The organism is Tenuifilum sp., from assembly GCF_037481895.1.
In the GTDB taxonomy this organism is placed as follows: domain Bacteria; phylum Bacteroidota; class Bacteroidia; order Bacteroidales; family Tenuifilaceae; genus Tenuifilum; species Tenuifilum osseticum.
In genome coordinates this window covers 66,152-88,522 of sequence record NZ_JBBFKU010000009.1, presented here as the reverse complement: position 1 = coordinate 88,522, position 22,371 = coordinate 66,152, and the positions used below count along the sequence as shown (strand labels likewise).

At 43.2% G+C, this 22,371-nt stretch carries 19 protein-coding genes and 1 tRNA gene; 5 read left to right on the top strand and 15 right to left on the bottom strand.

What is annotated here, in order from left to right; all coding sequences use genetic code 11:
* Window positions 1-32: 32 nt before the first annotated feature.
* From WHS63_RS04345 to WHS63_RS04335, 3 genes are all read left to right on the top strand, one after another.
* The gene (locus tag WHS63_RS04345) at window positions 33-983 is read left to right on the top strand and encodes an NAD(P)-dependent oxidoreductase (protein ID WP_445204052.1); all 951 of its coding nucleotides are present in this window, start codon (window positions 33-35) and stop codon (window positions 981-983) included.
* A gap of 93 nt (window positions 984-1,076) precedes the next feature.
* Window positions 1,077-1,150 (top strand) — tRNA-Asn (locus WHS63_RS04340).
* A gap of 69 nt (window positions 1,151-1,219) precedes the next feature.
* Window positions 1,220-2,203: an adenosine kinase gene (locus WHS63_RS04335; protein WP_445204051.1), complete on the top strand. Its 984-nt coding sequence runs from the start codon at window positions 1,220-1,222 to the stop codon at window positions 2,201-2,203.
* 347 nt (window positions 2,204-2,550) lie between these two features.
* Here the strand turns inward: WHS63_RS04335 and WHS63_RS04330 are convergent, their stop codons facing one another.
* The 12 genes from WHS63_RS04330 to WHS63_RS04275 form a co-directional block, all read right to left on the bottom strand.
* A complete protein-coding gene (locus WHS63_RS04330; protein WP_369488795.1) occupies window positions 2,551-2,988 on the bottom strand; it encodes a hypothetical protein in 438 nt (145 codons plus the stop codon).
* A gap of 13 nt (window positions 2,989-3,001) precedes the next feature.
* Window positions 3,002-3,928, bottom strand: a complete 927-nt coding sequence (locus WHS63_RS04325) for a hypothetical protein (protein WP_445204050.1) — start codon at window positions 3,926-3,928, stop codon at window positions 3,002-3,004.
* Window positions 3,929-3,965: 37 nt separating this feature from the next.
* Entirely contained in the window at window positions 3,966-7,055 is a 3,090-nt protein-coding gene (locus WHS63_RS04320; protein WP_445204049.1) for an ATP-binding cassette domain-containing protein, read from the bottom strand.
* 34 nt (window positions 7,056-7,089) lie between these two features.
* The gene (locus WHS63_RS04315; RefSeq protein WP_369488790.1) at window positions 7,090-7,473 is read right to left on the bottom strand and encodes a DUF1987 domain-containing protein; all 384 of its coding nucleotides are present in this window, start codon (window positions 7,471-7,473) and stop codon (window positions 7,090-7,092) included.
* A gap of 10 nt (window positions 7,474-7,483) precedes the next feature.
* Window positions 7,484-8,059, bottom strand: a complete 576-nt coding sequence (locus WHS63_RS04310; protein ID WP_369488788.1) for a SiaB family protein kinase — start codon at window positions 8,057-8,059, stop codon at window positions 7,484-7,486.
* Between the two features lie 39 nt (window positions 8,060-8,098).
* Complete coding sequence (locus tag WHS63_RS04305; RefSeq protein WP_445204048.1) at window positions 8,099-10,711, bottom strand: PAS domain S-box protein; 2,613 nt, start codon at window positions 10,709-10,711, stop codon at window positions 8,099-8,101.
* A 12-nt stretch (window positions 10,712-10,723) separates the two neighbouring features.
* The gene (locus tag WHS63_RS04300) at window positions 10,724-11,506 is read right to left on the bottom strand and encodes a GAF domain-containing protein (protein WP_445204047.1); all 783 of its coding nucleotides are present in this window, start codon (window positions 11,504-11,506) and stop codon (window positions 10,724-10,726) included.
* Between the two features lie 4 nt (window positions 11,507-11,510).
* Window positions 11,511-12,071: a chemotaxis protein CheB gene (locus WHS63_RS04295; protein ID WP_369488782.1), complete on the bottom strand. Its 561-nt coding sequence runs from the start codon at window positions 12,069-12,071 to the stop codon at window positions 11,511-11,513.
* 5 nt (window positions 12,072-12,076) lie between these two features.
* On the bottom strand, window positions 12,077-12,913 hold the full coding sequence (locus tag WHS63_RS04290) for a CheR family methyltransferase (protein WP_445204046.1): 837 nt from the start codon (window positions 12,911-12,913) through the stop codon (window positions 12,077-12,079).
* A gap of 6 nt (window positions 12,914-12,919) precedes the next feature.
* Complete coding sequence (locus WHS63_RS04285; RefSeq protein WP_445204045.1) at window positions 12,920-15,292, bottom strand: PAS domain-containing protein; 2,373 nt, start codon at window positions 15,290-15,292, stop codon at window positions 12,920-12,922.
* 8 nt (window positions 15,293-15,300) lie between these two features.
* On the bottom strand, window positions 15,301-16,155 hold the full coding sequence (locus tag WHS63_RS04280) for a CheR family methyltransferase (RefSeq protein WP_445204044.1): 855 nt from the start codon (window positions 16,153-16,155) through the stop codon (window positions 15,301-15,303).
* Window positions 16,156-16,298: 143 nt separating this feature from the next.
* The gene (locus WHS63_RS04275; RefSeq protein WP_445204043.1) at window positions 16,299-17,357 is read right to left on the bottom strand and encodes an endonuclease/exonuclease/phosphatase family protein; all 1,059 of its coding nucleotides are present in this window, start codon (window positions 17,355-17,357) and stop codon (window positions 16,299-16,301) included.
* Between the two features lie 109 nt (window positions 17,358-17,466).
* On the opposite strand from WHS63_RS04275, the gene purQ reads away from it, so the two are divergent.
* On the top strand, window positions 17,467-18,171 hold the full coding sequence (gene purQ / locus WHS63_RS04270; protein WP_445204042.1) for a phosphoribosylformylglycinamidine synthase subunit PurQ: 705 nt from the start codon (window positions 17,467-17,469) through the stop codon (window positions 18,169-18,171).
* On the opposite strand, the gene WHS63_RS04265 is transcribed toward purQ, so the two are convergent.
* Window positions 18,168-18,881 (bottom strand): SDR family NAD(P)-dependent oxidoreductase, encoded by a 714-nt coding sequence (locus WHS63_RS04265; RefSeq protein ID WP_445204041.1) that lies wholly within the window; start codon window positions 18,879-18,881, stop codon window positions 18,168-18,170. The two genes, purQ and WHS63_RS04265, sit on opposite strands and share 4 nt — an antisense overlap.
* 73 nt (window positions 18,882-18,954) lie before the next feature.
* Window positions 18,955-20,022: a lysylphosphatidylglycerol synthase transmembrane domain-containing protein gene (locus tag WHS63_RS04260; protein WP_369488768.1), complete on the bottom strand. Its 1,068-nt coding sequence runs from the start codon at window positions 20,020-20,022 to the stop codon at window positions 18,955-18,957.
* A gap of 175 nt (window positions 20,023-20,197) precedes the next feature.
* On the opposite strand from WHS63_RS04260, the gene WHS63_RS04255 reads away from it, so the two are divergent.
* Entirely contained in the window at window positions 20,198-21,133 is a 936-nt protein-coding gene (locus WHS63_RS04255) for a DMT family transporter (protein ID WP_445204040.1), read from the top strand.
* Here WHS63_RS04255 and WHS63_RS04250 read toward each other — a convergent pair.
* Window positions 21,102-22,247, bottom strand: coding sequence for an amidohydrolase (locus WHS63_RS04250; RefSeq protein ID WP_445204039.1), 1,146 nt, complete (start codon window positions 22,245-22,247; stop codon window positions 21,102-21,104). The genes WHS63_RS04255 and WHS63_RS04250 overlap by 32 nt on opposite strands.
* Window positions 22,248-22,371: the final 124 nt, after the last annotated feature.

The window sequence follows — 22,371 nt, the reverse complement described above, 5'->3', positions numbered from 1 at the left end:
ATTACCAGCAGTATTGATAAAAAAGTTTAGCAATGAGTAAAAGAATAGTATTTGCTGAGCCCATAGGGCTTAACAGGACAACGCCAGAAGCGTTTGCAGCAGAAATGCTTAAACATGGCTATGAAGTGGTGTATTTCGATACCGTTCCAGCCTCACAGTCCGATTTGCAGCAGCGCATTCAAGGTGCTGAAGTGCTTGTTATCTCAAACCACCCCATTGCAGCATCAACCCTACAGTCGTGCCCCACGCTTAAGCTAATTTCGGTTGCATTTACCGGGGTCGACCATGTTCCGCTCGATTACTGTAGGGAACACTCAATTACCGTGTGTAATGCAGCAGGGTATAGTACAACAGCAGTGGCTGAGTTAACGTTAGCCTTAGCGGTTTCATTGCTCCGCAATATTGTTCCTTTTGATGCTGTAACCCGTAACGGGGGCACCCGTAGTGGTTTCTTAGGTGGCGAGCTGGCTGGCAAAACATTCGGAATACTAGGGTTTGGTGCAATTGGTCAGCGAGTGGCTAACCTGGCCTTAGCTTACGGATGTAAGGTTATAGCTCATACCCGTACACCCAAGCCCACTCCCGGAGTATCCTTTGTAGAGCTTGAAGAACTGTTCAGAGACTCCGATATTTTATCGCTCCATCTACCTGCAACACAACAAACGGTGGGTTTAGTTAATAAGTCGCTGATAAGCCTGATGAAGCCAGCGGCGGTGATTATTAACACCGCCAGGGGCAGCATTGTCGATTGTATGGCTTTAAGTACAGCCCTTCAGCAAGGGAAGATAGCCGGGGCTGCTATTGATGTATATGAGCATGAGCCACCCATTGAGGCCGATCACCCATTGCTTAAAGCCCCCAATACTATTTTACTACCCCACATTGCCTATGCCACCCACGAGGCAATCGGCAAGCGGGCAAGTATTGTTCTGGACAATATCCAAAAGTGGATTTTGCAAAACCCTCAGAATGTTGTAGTTTAGTGGTATTGGGCAATTTGGATAAAATTTATTTTAAAAAATTTGGTTCGTATTCTCAAAAAATATTATTTTTGCACCGCAATAACAGAACAGCACTCCTCATTAGCTCAGTTGGTTAGAGCACCTGACTGTTAATCAGGGGGTCCTAGGTTCAAGTCCTAGATGAGGAGCAAACCCCGATGAAAATCGGGGTTTTATTTTTTTGTATATTTACCATCTGATTAAACCGCTGATAGATTATGGCAAAGTTTCTTGGACTTGGGAATGCATTGGTTGATATCCTTGTGCAGCTACCAAACGATGCAAAACTCTTTGAGCTGAATTTACCCAAAGGAAGCATGCAGCTGGTTGATGCTGAGCGCATGCAAATCATACTGGCCCAGACCGAGGGGCTCCCCCGTACCCTTGCCGCAGGCGGAAGCGCTGCTAACACCATTCACGGCTTGGCAAATCTTGGCATGAGTACAGCTTTCATTGGCAAGGTGGGCGACGACTCGTTTGGCCAGGCTTTTGCTAACGATATGACGCAGAATGGGATAAATCCCATAATGCTTAAGGGTAACGCCGAGTCGGGTAGGGCATTGGCCTTTATCACCCCCGATTCCGAGCGCACCTTTGCTGTTTACCTTGGTGCAGCCATTGAAATGACCCCTAACGACCTTAACCCCTCACTATTTAGTGGGTACACCCATTTTCATATTGAGGGTTACCTGGTGCAAAACCATAGTCTTGTAAGGAAAGCAGTGGAACTTGCCAAACAGAGTGGTTGCAGCATTTCGCTGGATTTGGCAAGCTATAATGTAGTTGAGGAGAACCGTGATTTCCTCCGCGAAATAGTTGAAAACTATGTTGATATTGTATTTGCCAACGAGGAAGAGGCAAAAGCATTTACGGGTAAAATGCCCGTTGAGGCATTGAATGAGCTTGGAAAGCTGGCCGATATTGCTGTTGTAAAGCTGGGGGCCGATGGCTCTATCATTAAGCAAGGTGAAACAACCTATGAGGTTGGAGTAATTGAAGTTTCAAGTATCGACACCACCGGAGCTGGCGATTTGTACGCAGCAGGGTTCCTTTACGGATTATCAAAAGGCCTTTCACTCCTTAAGTGTGGTGAAATAGGGGCTATTCTATCCGGGCATGTTATTGAGGTGCTTGGTCCAAAAATGGATGTTGCCCGCTGGAGTAAGGTAAAAGATCTTGTACTGGAGGTAGAGAAAAATTAACCCAAGTGCCATGATTTTTGAGGAATGGGTCGGAATGAATCGGAATAGGCAGAATATGATGGAGTTAGAGGAAGTTAGAGTCCGTGAAACGTGAATCGTGAGCCGTGAAACGCAATGTTTGAGGCGGGAATGGGTCGGAATGAATCGGAATGAGTCGGAATAGACAGAATATGATGGAGTTAGAGGAAGTTAGAAGAATTGTGAAAAGTGAAACTCAAGTTCCATGAACTAACAAAATAATTTGGGCTAATAAAATGTTGATACTGAAACATTTTTAGAGGAAATTAGTAGTCAATAAAAAAAACCGCCTTTTAGGCGGTTTTTTTGTTGAATATTTAGTGTATTTCTTACATTGTTCCTACCATGGAGAGTAAGCCAACGGCCAGTCCCGCTTTCCCATCCCTGAAGGAGTAAACCAAATGGTAGGCTCCAGTTTTGGTACATACCCAATCTATATATGGGTAATCCTTACCCGTGGCAACTATATAGGTTGTAGCCAGCTGCCTGTTATTGTCAAAAAGCTGCAGAATTACCTTTCCTTCGTAGTCCTTGGAGTTGCAAACCGTGAAGCGATACTTGATATCCTTTTTCAGGAGAATTGGAAATCGTTGAACAGGGGGAGGGTCGCCAGCATCGAGCTTAATACGGAAATCCTTTAGGTATTCGGCATCGCCGGCTACCATGGTGCAGATTTGCACCAACTCCTCTTCCGATTGGGCATTTACTTTGTTAAAATAGGTAACACCCATCAACACCACCAATAACGAGAATAATATCTTTTTCATAGCTGAAAATTTCTTACAGTTTTAATAAATCGTTACGTAATTCCTGTATACCCACAATCAACCTTTGGTAGAGTTCATCGTCCATTTGAATTATTTGCTTATCGGTTTGCTTGAAGGTCAAAACTCCGTTTTCCTCCACCATTTCAGGTTCTCCAACTTCATAAGTAATTTTTACCTCATCGTATATCTTTTTGATGTTTTCAAAATCGGTTATAAGCTTTGCCATGCTGGGATCTTTATCGTAAACCTTTAGGAGGGCAAGCAGGAAGTTGAGAATGGTTTTTTGTTCTCCAATGGTTTCCCTAATTCTTGGGTGATTGCTAATTTGAGCCACGCGGCTCGAAAGGTAAGCCCCCTCAACCCAAACACCAGCTACAATTACAGCGCTTAGCATTGAGCGGTTTGTTTCAGCCAAATAGTTATCAATACGGTTGAAGCTTTGCTGTGAGATAAGGATTAGTGAGTCCAGGTTTTCATTATTGGTGGCCAGGCGTTTCAGGGTATTAAAGTCAAAGAATTGACCTACCTGAATATCATCGGCTAAGCGCTTAATGGTTGAGATGTAATCGACCACAAACGAGGTTTTTTCGTACATGTTGAGGTAACCCAAATCGCAACCATAAAGCCCAAGGGCAAATGCTTTCTCAAAGTTTGTGTTGAACTTTTCGGCTTGCTTGGTGCTGGCCAGAAAGTTTTTATTGAAGGGTATTTTTAACCCTTTAATAAGTGCCGCTGTTTCAACTGGCGATGAAATATTTTGCATCATTTGCTCAGTAACCGCTTTGCTTACCTGGGGCGGTGCAACCTCAATCACTGAGTCAGGAACATATAAATCCTGTGTCACATCAACCCCTTGTTTGCTACACGAGTTGCAAGCGGTAATAACTTGTGAAAGTATTGCAAACAGCGATAGGTAGTATATAAAACGCAGTTTTTTCATTTTAATATCCTGTTTCGAAAAGTAAAGATACAAAATTTTATTTTTTTAGAGTTGGAATTTTAATTTTCCCCAAAAAATCGAGCAATTTTTTTAGCGATTCGTAGTAAAGGGTTATGTATAGTACTATGGTCATAAGCCAAATGATCACCAGGTTAAACCAGAAAGTATCAAAATACATGCCAAGAAAATGCTTACGGGGAGCTAAGAAATGTGAACGAAAATCGAGGTAATGCCTTGGGATTGGGTCGCGGTAAACAGGATCATACTGCTGAACCAGCTCATCGCCGTATTGCACAATCTTGTTCTTTTCAAAGGTTTTTGTTGCCAGGTCGGCAAGGCTCTCGTTATCGTAGGCACGACGCTTGGCCTCGTAGAGTTCCCGGTTATTATTTACGAGGAATGATATCATTCGCTCGCGCTTCTGCGACTGGGTGCTATAGATATCGGAGTAGTGGCTCTTAAGCCTGTCGAGGTAGTCGAATATGGCGTAAACGGTTGTTTCGTCTATTGTATTAATTGTTAGTTTATTGAGTTTATCAAAGGTTATTGAAGGCGATTCGTATGAGGTTTCATTAATAATGGCTTTGCGAAGCACAGCTAGCCTATCGGCAATCTTTTTCTGTGCTTCAGGGTTGTCCTTTTGGGGCAATAAATCAATGAGGTCGGTAGCGCGCTTTTCCAGCTCATCGATATAGTAAACCGTTTTGTAGTTGGCATTATTGATTACCTTGTCGATGTCGTAGAAAATTTTTTGGAAGGCATTATCCTTATACTGGTGAACAACAAGTGCCTCATAACCCCATTTGGTAATCATGAACTCAGCAATGAGTGGTACCCGGTTAAAGCTTCCCACTGAACGGTTGAGCTTCTCAAAGCTGAACATTGCACCTGAGAGTACCATCATGGGAATCATGAGCAGAGGGATTACGATGTAGATGGTAATGGCAGAGTTAAATGTTGCGGAGATATTGAGGCCAAGCAGATTTGCACAAACAGCTGTGCTGAAAAGCACCAACCAGTAGTCAAAGTACATGCCCCTGATTTCCAGAATGCTGTTGGCAATAATAACAAAGGTTGCAGTTTGGATGGCCGAGAGTACCAGCAGGAGTGTTATTTTGGAGAAAAGGTAACTCGACCGGCTCAGGTTAAGGAAAGCCTCGCGTTTAAGTATTTTACGGTCGCGGAAAATTTCCTCGGCGCTAACCGTTAAGCCAATAAACAGGGCTACAATTAGTGCCATAAATAGGTATATGGGGATATTCTCGTTCTCGTAAAAGATGTAAATGTCAGAGTTTGGGTCGGCAATGTAGCGAATAACGTAAGCCAGAATGAAAGCTAAAATTGGGGTCTCAAGCAGGTTAAGGACAATGTACTGGGTGTTGCTTACCTTGGACATGAAGTCGCGCTTGGTGTAGATGAGGAACTGTTTAAACCGCGACGGGATGTTTAGGGTTTTGGGTGGCTCAGCTTTCTCATCGGGGATGTGGGATAGCTTAATGTTTTCACGGAATTGTTCCTCCCACTTCTGGGGCGAGACCTTGCGTATGGGAGTGTAACGGCCAAATTCGTCAACTACGCGTGCCTCAATGATGTTGAAGATAAGTTCCGGGTTTACATTACCACAAACAGGGCATTCGCCAACATCGCTATTAATCTGCATATCAAGACGTTTGAAATACATCACGGCCTCAACAGGGTTGCCGTAGTAAATCATGTATCCGCCTGTATCCAGAATAACCATGTTATCGAACATTTTGTAGATGTCCGATGAGGGCTGGTGAATTACCACAAATATGAGCTTACCCTTGAGCGTTAGCTCACGGAGTAGGTCCATTACGTTTTCTGAGTCGCGCGACGAAAGCCCCGAGGTGGGCTCATCAACAAAAAGGATGGAGGGTTCGCGAATTAGCTCAAGGGCTATGTTTAACCTTTTACGCTGACCGCCCGATATCATCTTGTTGAGCGGGGTTCCAACCTTGAGGTTTTTACGCTCTAAAAGACCAAGATTTGCAAGGGTTTTATCCACAAGGGCTACCAGTTCCTCCTCCGTTTTATCCTTAAAGCAAAGCTTTGCGTTGTAGTATAGGTTTTCAAATACGGTTAACTCCTCAATGAGCAAATCGTCTTGCGGGATAACGCCAATAACACCTTCAAGTTTCTCCTTTTCATTGTGAAGGTCGTAGCCGTTAACAATAACACGGCCTGTGGTAGGCTTTTCGATACCAGCAAGTACGTTTAGCAGTGTGGTTTTACCAGCACCACTAGCGCCCATGATTCCAACCAGTTTGCCGTGTCCTTCCGAGAAGGAGATATTCCTTAAACCAATATCGCCTGTTTTGAACTGGAAACCTACATTTTCTACCTTGTAAGAAATGCGGATTGATGTGGAGTCGGCCAGGAAGTGGGAAACTACATCGGTGTAGTAAACCGGCTTCCCTTTAGGTAGTTTAAGTGAACTCCCGCTGGCAAAAAGATAGATGCGGCGGTTGTGAATGGGTAATCCGTTAAGGTAAATATCCTCATTGCCTGTATACCGGAGGAAGTAAAGGTCCTCGCTTTTTATCTGGAGAATATATATGTAACCATCCAGGGCTTCGGTGCCAATGTGCTTGCAGTTTTTGCCCGTAAAGGGTTTATCGTGAATGGTTAAAATACTTGGAATGTCTAACTCTTCGGGTGAATTTTTTATAACAAAATTTTCAATATCCGATATTTCTTCCTTGGTAAGCTTAAATACTTCGGCTACGGTATTGATGATAGCCATTCGTTGTTCAGTAAACTTGCGGTCGGCATTGATAAGCTCGTACAATCGAACCAGAACAACAATTTTTTGTTTCTGGGTAAGAGTTTTGTTGATTTTCTTACAAATACCCAGAATACGAACGGAATCCTTTACCGAAGTAAGTTTTCGTTTGCCCTTTTCCTCATCGTTTTCGGCATTGTCTTCTTTGTCGAGAAGGCCTGCATGCTCATCAAAGAGTCTGATGTATTCCTTTACTGCCTCATCGTTGAGTTGCTGGGTGAGGAAATTAACAACATAGTCACGCTCCTTGAGCTCAACACCTTCGTCCTGCTTTGCAATAATTGCAAAGAGTTGCATTAACGCTTTGAGAATCTCCTCACTCATTCTTCTTCACTTGGGCTAAAAAAGGGAAAAGAATCTAACTCAATGTGTAGCCAATTTGTTCAAAAGGAACATCAACTATATCGGCGTACTCCTCGCCAGCTTCCTGCATATCCTCGTCGTCTTCAGGGTAGTACCAACGCACAAGTACGTCGTGACCGCCCTCCTTGAGCTGTTCAAGTTTCATCAGAATATCGAGGAGCAGCTTAGAGCTGGCCGTGTTAAAGTACACCAGCTTAAAGGTAAAGATGGTTTTGGGTTTTGGCGCTGCTGAGTAGTCATCGAGCCACTGCAGAATTGGATCGTAGAATGCAGTAACGTCCTCGGGCAAGGAACGACCCGAGATTTCGAAGATTTCGTTTTGAGCATCCAGAATTACGGTTGGGGTATCATCGGTCCCCATTATTTTTATGGTTTCCATATCGGTACTGTTATTCTGATCTTGAAATGGTTGAAGTTAAAACAAAGAAATGGGTTTCCTCGTCGATGGGGAGGAAGTGGTACTCAAGCTTCCTTCCGGTTTTTCGGGCTATGTCAATGAAACCCAATCCGGCTCCACCCTTTTCGGAAAGGCGGCCTTCGCGCATCTGGGTTTTGTAGAGTTGCTTCAATCCCTCCTTGTCGAGCGAGTTAATGTGATCAAGGATTTTTGAGAGTTCCTCAATCTTGGAGTTTTCAATCACATTGCCAGTAGTAACGTGGTATTCCGAATCGCCTTTGCTAACCATGAAAATACCACGGCCAGCAAACAGAAAATCGTCGGAGCCGAAACTATCGGCATGTTTGCTGATGTTCTGGAGGCATTCCACCATTACATGGAAAACCTTTTTCTGAACGGAGTTCGACTCCTCCTCCTTGGCCATATTTGACTCGGTAAGGGAGGTGAAGGCTTTGGTTATTTGATGGGTTATTTCACCCTCGTAAACGAGAGTAATTTCATGAGCCTTCATCGACTTGTAAAAGTCGTAAACGAACTCAAGAAACCCTTTAATGTTTTTTCGATCCATAGCCCGATGAGTTATATGAGTTACAAATATATTACATTTTTAAAATTCAATACCAATTAAAAGTATATCGTCAACCTGTTTATTTTCACCCTGGTAATCGGTAAGTGCTTTTGCAAACACGTCGTTAAGTTCGTGAATCGGTGTTTTTTGGTTGTTCATAATGATATCACGAATACTTTGAGCTCCAAACTTTTTCTTTTCAGGGCCACCAACCTGGTCAACTATACCATCGGAAAAGAAGAATACCCTGTCGCCCGGTTTATACTCTATAATATAGTTGGTAAATGGTTCTTCGGCCTTTTTGGGATGAGGAATACCGCCAATTGCTTTGCGGTCGCCCTTGTATTCAGTTAGTTCTCCATTCCGTACAAGGTAAAGCGGACGGTGAGCCCCTGCATACTGGAGTTCCTTGTTTTTGGGGTTGATTTTGCAAAAAGCAATATCCATACCATCGCGGGCATCGGCATCGGGGCGATCCTGCTTAAGGGTTTTACGAACCCCAAAATGTAGATGGTCAAGTATTTGACCGGCTGTGTACGATGAGTCGTGGTCAACCACGTTGTTCAGTGTAAAGTAGCCAATAAAGGAGAGCAGAGCGCCTGGAACCCCATGGCCAGTACAGTCAACAGCAGCTATGTAAATGAAATCATCCTTAATGAAGAACCAGGGGAAGTCGCCGCTAACAACATCTCTGGGATGGTAGTAAATGAACGATTTGGGCAGGTACTGCCTAATGATTCTGTTATTTGGTAGGATTGATGTTTGAATACGCTGGGCGTAGTTAATACTTTCGGTGATTTTGCGGTTCTTTTCCTGAATTTCCCTTTCGGTTTGCTTTTGCTCGGTTATATCGTGGGCAACAAACAGTATGGTCTCAAGCTCGTTCTCATTGAATTCAGGGATGCCAACAATGTGCATTACCGTTTCGCCCCGGTTGGTGGTAAAAGTAATTTCGCCTTCGTACTTTTCCTTTTCAACCTTAATGGTTTTTATGGCTTCGCGAATAAAGTTCGAAAGCACCGGAATACCGTCAAGCGCGGTTATTGTTTGGTTAACCAATTCCCTGTAGTCAATTCCTAGGTAGGTTTCCACCATGGGGTTTGCATAGAAGAATTGCCCGGTTGGGTTTACGCGCATGATAATATCGGGGGAGTTCTCGGAAAGCGATTGCATTTTGCTACGCATGCGCTCCTCTTTCTCGGCGCGTTTACGTTCAGTAATATCGCGTGAGTTGATGATTATACCGCCAATGGCAGGGTCGTCGAGCAAATTACGACCGGTTACTTCAAGGAAAATCTTTTCACCATCCTTTTTCATAAAGGTGTACTGGATGGTGATAGCAATACGGGGATTCTCCAGGAGTTGCTCAAACATTTCGTTAAAAGCGGCTTCGCCCTTGCGGGTTAGGCGATCGATATCCTTGCCGCTCATCATTTCCTGCGGGGTATACCCTAAAATTTTGGTTACCGAGGGGCTTATGTAGGTTAGCTGTTTTTCGCTATTATATATCCATATAATTTCCGATGCGTTTTCAAGGAGCGAGTGTAAACGTTTTTGGGCATTTTCAACTTCCTGGATTTTAGCTTCGAGCTTAGCATTCGATATCTCAAGTTCTTCTTGAGTTATCTTCATCTCCTCGGCATTCTGGCGAAGTTCTTCCTCGTTCTCCTTGAGTTCTTGAGCCATTTGCTGGGCTTCCTGCAGCAATTTTTCAGTTTTCTGGTTTATGCGCAGGTTAAAGATGGTGCGGGCTATTATTTCACCCACCTCTTTCAGGAATCGAATGGTCAGTTCGGGTATCTCATCGTCAAGCGAGGCAAATTCTAAAACTCCCTCAAGTTTCTCATCGGTGATAAGGGGTACAAGCAGCAAACTTTTGGGTTTACGATCGCCCAAAATACCTGAGGTAATGGTGACATAATTATCGGGTACCTCGGTTCGGTAAATAAATTCACGCTCGTAGGCGCACTCGCCTATAAGCCCCTCGCCAATACGAAACTCCTGCTTAATGTACTTACGGCGGTTGTAAGCATACGTGGCAAGGTTAACAAGTTTCTGCTTCTCTTCATCGTAAAGGTAAATTGCTCCCTGTATGGTTCGTATGTAGTTTATCAGCTTAACCAGTACGTCGTACGAAAGCTCATCAATATTGTGGTGCAGGCGTAGGATGTGCGATATTTCATCTTTCCCCTTGGTTATCCAGTTCTGCTCAGCCTCTTTTTTCTGGTTTGCAAGCAGGTTGTCGCGCATGATAACCAACGACTTTCCAAGGATATCATCGTCACCACCAACCTGAAAAGGTGCATTATAGTCGCCTTCGCCAATGCGTTGGGCAAAGCGTGCATTTTTCTCAATGTCCTCATCGCGCTGCCGGAGTTCCCTCTCCAGCAAAAGAATCCTACGGTAGTGTCGGGTAAGCTGTAGCCACGTAACATAGGAAATCACAAAGGGAGCCAAATCAATAATCCAATGAATGGGATTGGTGGCATGTATATCTGCGATGCTGGTCAAGTTAAAGGGGATTCCTCTGGATAGGATATCAACAATCCAGGCAATCACGGGGAACATAAGGCTAAACAGGAAGGCTTGAGTTACCCTTTGCCGGATTACTTGTTTGCTATCGGTGGTCGATATAATTCCGAATGAAATCATGCCGCAGTTTGGTTATTGTTGATTGACACTTAATATCTCTCCAAGTTTACGTCCGAGCTGGGAAAAAAGTTCCTCGTGTTCGCTAGTAAAGGGTTTGAAAGAGGCTAGCTCTATTATCCCAATAGTTGTATTTTCGGTAGAGATTATTGGGGCAATAATTAAATGTTTAGGCGAACCCTTTCCCAGGCCGGATAGTATAGTAATGTAACCTTCGGGTATATTATCAATGTTTATAAGTTTTTGGTTTTTGGCCACCTGTCCTGCGAGGGTTTCCCCTTCCCGGTACTCGGGTGGGGTGGTCTCGGAAAAGAAAGCGTAGCCAGCTTTAAAGCTAAACACATCGGTTTGTGAATTTTTAAGGTATAGTTGCCCCTGAACAATTTCGGCGGTTTTGGCAACATTGGCAAGGAGTGCCTCGCCATATTTTACAATATCGTCAGTAGGAAGGTTAGGGATAATCTTTTCAAGCAATTTTTTGTAGTCAAGGGTTTCTTTTCGGATTTCCTGAGTGGTTTCCTTTTTCTGCGATTTCATGAATGATTCAACCTGCGCTTTAAGCAATTCAATTTGGGCTTGAAGGCCATCGATAAGGTTTCGTTGCTTAACTACAATAAAGTAGAACCACAATCCAAAAAGAAAGGGGAGTAGGCAAAGGCTTATAATCAAAGGAGATATTTTTTGCCCGGTTTCCAATGCCGTGTTATAGATCAAGTTGAAAACCAATAGGGAACTGGCTAGCAGCAAAACCAATACTATAACAGGTACAAATCGGTTAGTCGGGTTAACTGGTTTCATGTTTTTATACTTTGATGTTTTGAAGAAACTTAATAATCTCGTTAGTATTAAAAACAAAGTCAACAGGCGTCATCTTGAGCGAGGCTTCGGTCATGGTTCTAACCTGGCATTCATCAGGGTTTTGAACAATGGCTAGCCCGCCTAAGTCCTTTATTTTTTTTAGCCCGTATGCACCATCGCGGTTTGCTCCAGAGAGAATAATTCCCACTAGTTTTTCACGGTAAACCTGAGCAGCGGTAATAAATGAAAGGTCGATGCTGGGGCGTGAATGGTTAACCGGTTCCTCGGTTGAAAGGGCTATTTTATTTCCTAATTCCACATACATGTGGTAATTAGCTGGAGCCAGGTATGCTTTACCGGGTTTGATCTGTTCCTTATCGTTTGGTTCAATAATTTGAATGCCCGATTTGATGGAAAGGGCCTCAACAAATCCGCTGCGAACATGCTTTAACCTATGCAGGCAAAGAAGGACAGGTAGTGGGTAGTTTGGGGGCAAAGCGTGTAGTATTCGGGTAATAACCTGAAAGCTTCCTGCCGATCCTCCTATGATAACTGCTTTATACATAAAAACTAGTTGGTTTTTCGCTTGTAAATTCTTTCTGCCTCGTTGTAAAGAGTAAATTTATTACTAACGTTGGTATTTTCCAAAGTTTCTTTAACCCCAATTGCTAAATACCCCCCAGCTACCAGGCAGTTGGCAAGCTTGGCGAAAACCTTTTCGCTGAGAAGCTGGTTGTAGTAAATTGCCTGGTTACGGAAGATTATAAGCTTTGGTGCACCCGGATCCTCATCAATTAATGTATTTTGCTTGATGAAGTTTACATCCTTAATAAGGCTAACGTCAAAAATAATGTTGTTTGCCTCGGTTCGGTAGTACGACGAGTACTTCCCTTTCTCGTTAAAACGTTGGTAGTTTGCCTCATTCACCTCCATATCTTTAGGATCCAAGCGACCCGATGTGATGCGCTGTATGGTATGATCGGAGAGTACGTTGCAGTATAAATTTACCTCGTTAAGTAAATTCAATTCCTTTAGAAGGATTGATAACGAGTAAAGCTCTTCGCCCGAGTCGAACGATGCAATCCATATGCGGGGTTTTGATGAGCCCGACTTAACCAGTTCAGGAATGATTTCATCCCTTAGAATTCTCCAGAACGATGGATCGCGGAACATTTCGGTGGTTTCAGGGGTAATATCGTAAAGGAATTGGTCTAAAAAATCCTTGCTACTCTTTAGCTTGGCAATAAGGCCCTCGGCATCGCGAAGCGCGTAAAGCGATATGATGTACTCCAGCCTCCGCTTGAGTGAGGTAAGGGCATAATCGCGGAAATCGAAGCCATAATCATCGAGCAACGTTTTGATTACGTTCCGGGTGTCAACAATTCCTATTTCGTAGCGTATGGTCATACTTCACTATTTCTTGAGCTGTTGCTTAAGCTGTTCAATAACAGCATTTAGTTCCATTTCTTTCCGTTTATTCTCGGTTATATCCAGGGCAATATTTATTATTTTGTAAAGGTTACCACTTTCATCCATAATTGGGGTGTAGTTTTCCAGCACCCAGCGGGTTTCGCCTTTTACATCAAGTGAGAACTCGCGAGTTTGTTTGATTCCCTTATGAAGCGATTTCCAAAAACGTTCAAATTCTTTGGGTTTATTTTTAGCGGTAAAATCAATATCCTGAATGAATCGGTTCTCAATGTCTTCCTTTTTGTCGCCCAGCACTTCTACATTTTTGTTATTGATGTAGGTAATAAGACCATCGGGTTCTATTATGGTAACCAGGCAATTTTGGTCAAGAGCCTTGAGCAGGGTTTCCATCTCCCGATGGCGCAGGTTCGATATCTCCTGCTCTTCCTTAATGCGCTTGATATTCTTTTCAATTTCTTTGGCTTGCTGCTGGGTCATCAATTCGAGTTTCTTTGACTCGGTTATATCGTGTCCCACAAGGAGTATCTTGATTAGCAATCCCATGGGATCGAAACCGGGTGTAAGTGAAGCCAGCAGGAAGCGTTCCCTGCCATTATTCCCAACCAGGTGAAGGGTTGTATTGATCGGCTGTCCGTTAAGGACAGATTTCCATAGCTTGCTAAACTCCTCGCGCTGTGAGTCGACAATTAAGCTCTCAAGCAGCATTCCCTCAAGTTCAGCCTTGCTGTAGCCGGTCATCTCCTGGAATACCAGGTTGGAGTCGACAATAAAGCCATCGTCGTTAAGTGAGCATGATACCAACGACTGGTTAATGGCCGAGGTGATGATTTCGAGTTCAAGGTTCTTACGCTGCATTTCCTCCTGGGTGGCCTGCATTTCCTCCATGTTCTGGCGCATCTCTTCTTCCTGTGCAGCCATTTCCTCGCGTTGCTGTTGCGATTGTTCAAGCAGCTCACGGGTTCTGATATTATTCTTAACCGAGTTCAGGGTTGAGGCTATGCTCTCGCTAACCTTTTCAACAAACTCAATTTGGTATGGGGCAAACTCATTAAACGATGCTATTTCTATAACTCCAAAAATCTCATCCTCAAGCTTAAGGGGAACAATGAGCAGCGATGTTGGGGTGGCCTCACCCAACCCGGAGGTAATGGCAATGTAATCGCTTGGGATTTCTTTCAGGTAAATGGTTTGCTTCTCAACCGCACAGGTGCCCACGAGTCCCTCGCCAAGCATAATGCTTTTTTGAAGGAATTTCTTCCGGTTATAGGCAAAGGCTGAGAGGAGTTCGAGGTGTTTTTCCGATTCGTACTCCTTAAACATGAAAATTCCTCCCTGGTTAGCATCAAGGTAGTTTACCAGGTTTTGGATAACATTATCGGCAAGGAGGTTAAGGTTATTGTTGTTTTGACGAAGTATATCGCCAAACTTGGCAAGACCTGCGTTAATCCATGTACGGATATCATCCTCCTTCTTACGCTTAGCCTCTTCCTGTTGGGCTCGTTTTAAGCTTTCGCGCATTTGTAGTAAAGCCAATCCAAGCTGATCGTTTTTGCTGAGAGGCTTAAAGTCAAAATCGAGCTTGTTTTGTTCAATTTGCCGGGCAAATTCAGTAGTACCCTTAAGCCCGTCGATTAAGCTGTTTAGCGACTCAGCTAAGGTTCCCAGCTCGCTCCTGTCGGTAACCTTAACAGTTGGAGGAATCTCGCCCTGTGCAAGCTGTTTTAGTCGAACGGAGAGGTGGGCCAGCTGTTTTGTGATGGGTTTGAGCAAAAGCCATACAACAAGTGCAGATATCAACGAAGAGAGGAAAACGATGGCAATCATGGCTCTCCTGTTAGCCTTGACCTGCTCAAGAACTTCGGTTGGACTTACTGAAATGGCAAAGTAGGCATTGTATGGTTTGTAGTACTTGTAAACAAGTATTCGGTTCTCAGTAATGTCATCGGTAATATCCTGGTAGTATATGAAGCCCTCGTTGGCTTTGAGGTTCTTAATTTCCTGAATGGTCTTCATTGGGAGTCGTGCTCCCTGGCGGGTAATGTGTAAAACGTATTCGCCATTCCGTGAAATTAATGAGGGGAAATCGGTTTTGTTGAAAGCCGGCTTAGCGAAGTAGGGCTTTAGCTCAAAGATATCGTTTGAGCTTAAACCTTTTCCAGTTTTTTGTTCAATAATGTTTGCAATGTCAATTAGCTTATCGATGTAAACGTAAGCCTCTTTAACGGCGTTATTAATGGTTCTGGTACGGGAAAAGTAATTTAGGATTAAACCTGCAAAGGCAAAGAGCACAACCATTAAAGGGATTATGGCAAGTTGAACTTTTTGTGCAAGTTTCATGTTAGCAAAAGCCTTCATGGTAAAATTTATTTTTTTATGTAAGCCTGACCTAATCGTTCAAAACGGGAAGCCCAAGGGCCAAGTATGGTTTCGTGCATCCCAAGCAGTAATATCCCCTTGGGGTAAAGATTATTATGAAAGAGTTCAAAAACCTTGTTCTGAAGCGAGTAGTTAAAGTAAATGATTACGTTACGGCAAAGTATAAGGTCGAACTTGGCAAAAAAGATATTGCCATCGACCACAAGGTCGTGTTTGCGGAAAATGGGACGCTCGGTTAAGAACTTTTTCATGGTGATAGTATCTCTTACCTTATCGATATCGAAATACTTTTCGTATGGAACGTCGTTATACTCCTCAAAGTTGAGAGGGTTTTGCTTAATAACCTTATCGAAATTATCCAGATAGCCGAGGTTAAAGCGGTATTTGTATACTCCTTGCTTAGCAGCATCCAGCACATCGGAGTTTAGGTCGGTTGCAAATATTTTTGCCTTGTCGAGCATTTCCATCTCGTTCAGGAGAATCATCATGGAGTAAACCTCCTGTCCGGTGGAGCAACCGGCATGCCAAATATTTATGGTTTTGTTGTTCTTGAATCGGGGTAGGATACGGGAGCGCAAAAGATGCCAAACCGGTGGATCGCGGAATAGCTCTGTTGTATTAACCGTTACTTCCTTGACCACTTTCTCCAGAAAATCCCTATCCAGCCGGAGCGAGGTAAGCAGGGAGGTTAGGTCGAGGTTGTAATCTTCAAGAATTTTTTGCAAACGGCGCTTAAGCGACTTCTCCGAATACTCGGAAAAGTCATACTTTGAAACACTTTTAATAGTATTTACAAAATACTGTAAATCCTGGTCGGTTACCTGCATACGCTGGCTTGGCATTATCTCATTAAGCAGATATCATCAACAATAATCAGGCTAAATATAGATTTTTCTTAAATACAAACAAAATCTAAATGGCAAAGATAGTATTAACTTTGATTAACATCACCTAATGGATTATAAGATTGCATTTTCCATTGATACTATTGGATTGGCATGAGAACAAATGATAGTTTAACGGGGTTATGATCGGAATGCCTGAACTTTAAGTCGGTGGTTGCGATATCGGTAATATGAATGTTTGGCGAAAGCAGGAAGAAATCGAGAATAACCGTTCTACACTGGTTACTGAATGGCCTATCCAGATATCGATTAGTAGGCTTTGATGGGTCAAAAGCCCATTGCCATCCGCTTGGCATAAAGTTGCTTTCAATGGAAAGAGGTTTGAAAGCCTTGGTTTCGTATGCATTTCCGAACCTGTCGGGCGGAAAATTGGGCGGTAGTTGATTCCAGTCGCCTCCGATTATCACATAATTTCCCTTTTCATACTCGCTTAATGCTACCTGGCGAATGAAACTCATTTCTGCCATCTTGAGGCTATCGTTTTCAAATGCTGAGTTATGGGTATTGATAAGTACAAATTCACGGCCATTACTTACCGGGAAACGGGTAACCAGCAGGCAGCGACGTAGGTTGAAAACCCTGTTAGGCCATGGCGATAGGCCAGGCAGCTGAACTCTTACCGCATTCATTGGGGTAAAGCGGCTAAGAGTCATAATTCCTGAATTTACATTGCCCATTGGGTTTTTAAGTGGAACCGGAACAAATGACACCTGATAGTTGGTGGCAAAGAAGGTAAAGTAGTTAACCGCTTGGCCGATAATTTGAAGTTGATTGGTGTTGTATGATCGACGCGATGCTAAATCAACTTCCTGAAGAAAAATAAAATCGGTGCGGTTTTGCAGAATGAATTTTTTAATGGAATCGAGGTTTTCTAATGTTCGTGCTTTAGTATCGCGGGTTCGCTTTCCCCCGTCATAAAAAAAGTCCATATTGTCGCCTAACCCGGCATAACCAATGTTCCAGGTTATCAGTTGGTACGACGTACTTATAGCAACAGTGTCGGGGTTTAGTGAAGCTTGAAGAGTAATTTCCCTATCAGGATTGTAGAAGGTTATGGTGCTGTACACCATAAATAGGATTGCAAAGATAAATGCAAAAGCTATAGCTATAAAGCCTAGACGTAGAGTGTTTTTAATCATTTTTTTAATAATTGATTATCAAATTTAAACCAAAAATGTTATTGGTTCAAACCTAATTTTGACGATTTTATATTATTGGCTATCTTTGACGCATATTAATTGCATTAGCATGAAGTTTGGAGTAGTTGTATTCCCTGGTTCCAACTGCGATCAGGATACAGTATATGTAATTAAGGAGATACTTGAGCAAGAAGTAGTAACCCTTTGGCACAAGGAAACCGATTTTGATCCCAATATTGATGTCATAATACTGCCGGGCGGATTCTCCTATGGTGATTACTTACGATCAGGGGCCCTGGCCAAGTTTTCGCCAATAATGAACAGGGTAATTGATTTTGCCAATAATGGGGGTTACGTGTTTGGTATTTGCAATGGTTTCCAAATTCTTTGCGAGAGTGGACTTTTACCGGGAGCATTACTGCACAACACCAGCCAAAAGTTCATATGCAAGAATGTTCACCTGGTACCTGACAGCAAGAACACTGCTCTTACAAAGTACTTACCCCGCGACAGGGCGCTTAAGGTTCCCATTGCCCATGGCGAGGGTCGTTACTACGCCGATAAGGATACACTTGCCCAAATGCGAATAAACGGTCAAATACTTTTCCGCTATTGCGATGAGAGCGGAGTGGTTTCGGAAAGTGCCAACCCCAATGGCTCAGTGGAGAACATTGCCGGTGTATGCAATGAGCGCCACAATGTTTTTGGTATGATGCCCCACCCAGAGCGTGCCTCGGACGATGAGCTTGGCAATACCGATGGCAAGCTTATTTTCGAGTCAATGATAAAGTATATCAGGGAGTTGAGTAATTAAAGCATACGTAAATCGATAATTGGATCGTTGGGCGGGTTACCTATCAGCTCAACGATTTTTTTTGCTACCTGCTCGGTTGAGGCAAGCATTCCTTTCTGCTTGTAATGGTGAAACCTTTCGGATTGGGGAAAGTACGTTGGGTCAACTTTACGAACCGAGTCCTGCATGGGGGTGTCAACTATTCCGGGTGCTAATGAAATTACCTTAACCTTTGGGTCGCCTACCAGCTTTTGTTCAGCATGTAGCACCAGTGAAAACATATCGATAGCTGCCTTGGATGCGCAGTACCCACTCCACGATTCCACCGCATGGCGCGCTGCTCCAGAGCTGATGTTCACAATGGTAATTAATTCGGCTGAGGGTAGATATAACGATATTAAACGGTTAGTTAGTATTGCAGGGCTAACGGTATTAACCATGAATGTTTTCTCAAGCTGTTCATTATCGATTTTACCAATAGGTTTTACGTCGCCTAGCATGCCAGCATTATTTATAAGTACAACGTGTTTGGCATTGGGGAAGAAAGGTATTTCTACCTCTCTTGCTGCTCCCTGTTGGCTGAAGTCAATTTGAATATGTTTATACCTATGGTGGCTAACCACATTTCTACGCGAGTATCCAACCACATAGGAGCTGTCATTGCTTAGTACTTGGCGAGTAAGCGCCAACCCAATTCCCGAGCTAGTACCGGTAATATAGAAATAATTCATAACCTCCTTTTTAATATCAAACTAAACAGCTTTTAAAAACGATTTGTTTTAGAGCTGTCAGTATGAAAAGTATTTACTTGATGAAGTGTCGACGAACCCAGCGGGGGAAAATTATGCTACCCAGAAAGAGGTAAGGATAGTAAGTAACCAGTCTCCACAGCAAGGCCATTGCCACAGAAACAGGAACAATTAATGCTGCATCAACAGGAATAAATTCTGAAAGGTAACGGGTAAAAACAAACTCGGCAAAGCCACTACCTCCGGGAGTTGGACTCACTAACATCATTATCCACATTACCAGCTGGCGTGCAAAAATTAGCAGGTTGTGCTCAATGCTGAAGAATGCCATAAGTAACGCATTTACAACCAGGAAACGCGATGACCACGAGAGAAACGAGGCCAGTACAACCTTTACCCAGAACGAAGTGGGCTTGTTTCGGTATTCCTTGGAGCTGTTTATGATATCGGAGCCGGCGCGATTTGCTCCATGCTTCCATCGCCGCAGGAATGGTAGTTTAAAAATCAAAAGTAACAACCATTTAAGTCCACGGGGATTAAAGAATAAACCGTAAACCAAGGTTATTACCCAGGCAAGTTTTAATGAGTAGCCAATAATGCTGAATGTTAAAAGTTCCTTGGCCATGCTGTTTGTGGTACCAATATCGAATAATCCATGGTAACCTGCCAGCAAAACCAGGAGTGGAAACATTACCACAAAGTAAAGCTCATCCAGGAAGGAGGTTATCATTACCAGTGCTGAGCTATGCCCAAGATTTAAACCTTCCTTATTGACATAAACAATTGCCACGCTGGTGCCACCTATAGCCGATGGTGTGATTGCCGAGGTAAATTCCCAGAGCATTATCACCCTTAAAGCCTTCCAGAATCGGAATTTACCATCGCTTAAAATCATTAGCCGGAGGGTGTAACCCAAATCGCGGCCAACCATGAAAAGCCAAGCCAGCATTAACCACAACGCTGATTTCCATGTAAAGTTTATAACGTCAAAAGCCCTAGGGTTAAATTCATTGTATAGTAAGACCCCTGTTACCCCCAGCCCAAGCAAAACCGGTATTAGGGCAAGTTTTGCCTTTATACGTTGTGCAGGGTTTTCCTTAATATGGGCGGTTTGCTTATGCATTAATTTCAAATGCAATAATTAACAAATTTAAAGTTTTAGGGTTTAAATCATGGCTAATTAAAAGCTAAATTGTTTATTGGGTTAAAAACATGAACTTTGTAACCCTTCTGTAAGTTTTGCATTTTTAAACTTTACTTTGTTTTAGAAATCCTACTGCATTGTATTTTTAATGTATATGGTGATTGGAAAAAATAAGCGAGCCGAGGCACATTTAGCCATAATACTTGCAAACATTATGTTTGGGCTTAACTACTCAATAGCCAAAGGGGTTATGCCCAATTACCTATCGCCCATGGCATTCACTCTTCTTCGGGTGGTTACGGCCTCGTTTCTTTTCTGGTTGATTTCGATATTTGATAAGAGTGATGAGAGAATAAGCAAAGCTGATTATCCACGATTTATTGCATCGGGGTTGTTTGGCATTTCATTCAATCAGCTGCTATTCCTCAATGGGTTAAACTATAGTACCCCAATCGAGTCATCAATCATATCAACCTTGAACCCTGCGATGGTAATGCTTATTGCATACTTTGTCCTATCGGAGCATATCAATTTTGTTAAAGTAACAGGTTTGTTTATTGGTGCATCGGGTGCCCTTTTGCTTATCCTGAGCAAGGGCTCCTTGGAGGTTGGGCAGAACCATACCCTTGGCAATGCCATGCTTTTCCTGAATACTCTTTTCTATGCGTTTTACCTTGTGGTAGTAAAGCCCCTTATGCTAAAGTATAGACCAATTACGGTTATGAAAGGTGTTTTTGTGGTTGGTTTGATTTCCCTACTTCCTTTTGGTGTTTACGATTTAGCCACTACAAGGTGGGCAGTTATTCCACCAATGATTTACGCATCAATACTTTTTGTTTTACTTGGCCCGACATTTTTAGCATACCTCCTGAACGGATGGGGATTACGGTACGTTCAGGCAAGCACTGTTAGCATATATATTTACTCTCAGCCTGTTATAGCGGCCTTAGTTGCTGTATCGGTGGGAATGGATAGCCTCGATGCCAAAAAGATAACTGCTGCAGCTTTGGTATTTGCAGGGGTTTACTTAGTAAGCCAGCGTCCTGACGGCTGGCTGGTTAGTATTTTAAAAAGGATTCAGAGGAAGTGATTTCTCGTGCTATTGATTCCAGTAGGTCAACTCCATCAATAATTAGGTCATCGGGAAAATCGTAGGTTGGGCTATGTATATCGGGGTGGTCTTCACCCGCACCAAGTCCGAATATTACCGATGGGCATACCCCTGTAAAGTGGGCAAAATCCTCGCTCCAGCGGTTGGGTTCATTGAGGTATATAACCTCTTTCTTTTGCTCGGAGGCAATTTTCTCTACAACATTAGTAAGTTGCGGGTCGCAAACTGAGGCTGGGAAATCGTCGGTAAATTCGGTTTCAATGGCTAAGCCATGTCTGGTTGCAATTTGGGTTGATGTTTTGAGAGCGTTATCGGAAAGCAGGTGCATATCGGAATCGTCAAAGGCTCTGAGTGTAGCCATAATAACAGCCGAACCGGCTGAGGTTCCAAAGGCCACTTCACCTACCTTAACGTGTATAAGGGTTACCAGCACAAAGTTCTTATACTTAAAATTGGTTGGCAATGCCAGCAGGTGCTGAATGATTTCAGCTGTAGCCGCCGATGGATTAAGTCCCAGTTCTGGGAAGGCTGCATGGGAGTTTCGTCCGGTAAGCTTAATAATCAAGCCTTTTGAGGCTGCCGTAAAGGTGTATCGGCCAAGTACTACGCTGCCCTTTTTGTACTTGGGTAAATTATGAAGCGCAAAGGCATAATCGGGAATGAGGTCTAGCTCTTTTAGCCTTTCAATGGATTCCTTGGCACCGGAACCATTCTCCTCTGAGGGTTGGTAGAACAGAATCACCTTTCCTTTTTCTAAGGGATTCTCAAAAAAACGAACGGCCAGGCCTGAAACAATGGCCATATGGCCATCGTGGCCACAGGTATGTGAAACTCCGGGAGTATTGGACTTGTACTTAAAATCGGAAAGCTCAGTAATGGGCAGGGCATCCATATCACATCGGAATAGTACTGTAGGGCCAGGCTCTTTGCCCCTGTATACTACAGCCATTCCCTCACCAGCAATATTTGAGTAAAGCTCATGTGGTTGGTAGCGGCTTAGAAAAAAACGAATTCTTTTCCCCGTAGCTCTTTCTTGGCCAGAGAGTTCAGGGTTGCGATGCAGCTCGTGACGTAGCCTGATGAGTTCTTCCATACCTGCAACCAAATTTCTGTAAAATTATTGATTTTTGTTAAATAAATCCAAATCCAGCCAAATAAATCAATCAATAAAAATGATATATAAATAACAAAAATTAACAAACAAAAGAATATGTAAA